Origin of the sequence: Streptomyces sporangiiformans, from assembly GCF_005768555.2 — a bacterium.
GTDB lineage: Bacteria > Actinomycetota > Actinomycetes > Streptomycetales > Streptomycetaceae > Streptomyces > Streptomyces sporangiiformans.
Genome location: NZ_VCHX02000209.1, coordinates 1 through 794 on the forward strand (window position 1 = coordinate 1; position 794 = coordinate 794).

The following is a 794-nucleotide window of genomic DNA, read 5'->3' on the forward strand; positions in this document are numbered from 1 at the left end:
CCCACACCCGCAGCCCGCACCAGACGCCGCCCGAACACACCCGCCGCGCGGACCGCCACCTCGCCCTCGACCCCCGCCAGCACACCCGCCAGCCGCGCACCGGTGGCCTCGTCCCACACCTGCGGCAGGTCGACCAGACCACCCCAACGGTCCGGATGCTCCAACCCCACCACCCGACCAAAACCCCACACCCCAGCCCGCGCGAGACTGCCAGGCGCCTCATCACCCACCGCCACAGCACCAGAAGTCAGCAACCACAAAGGAGCCCCTACACCGGCATCACCCAACCCCTGCACCACCGCAAGGGACCCCTCCAACCCCGCCACACACACCACACCATCGAGCTCACCGAAACCCGCCACACCCTCAGCCACACTCACCCGGTCCCACACCCCAGGCATCCACACCCGCACATCCACACCCACATCACCCAGCAACCCAGCAACACGCTCCCCCAACTCCCCCTCAGCCACCACCAGCCAACGCCCCGACGCAACCGCCGAACCCAACCTCAACGGCTCCCAGGACACCGCATACCGCAGCCCCTCCAACACCACCCGCTCACGCCGCTCACGCCGCCACGACGACAACGCGGGCAACACCTCACTCAACCGCTCATCACCAGAAAGCCGAAGCACCCCGGCAACCGACTCCACATCCTCGTTCTCGACCGCAGCCCAAAACTCCGCGTCCACCGGATCCACCACGCCGACCGCCCCGGCCCGCGCCGCAGCCTCCAGCCAGAACCGCTCCCGCTGGAACGCATACGTCGGCAACTCAACCCGTCGCGCACC

The 794-nt window shown here is 69.1% G+C and carries 1 pseudogene; it reads right to left on the reverse strand.

Annotation, left to right across the window (positions count from 1 at the left end):
* Window positions 1-794 (reverse strand): annotated as a pseudogene (locus FGD71_RS47655) (polyketide synthase); the annotation flags it as partial.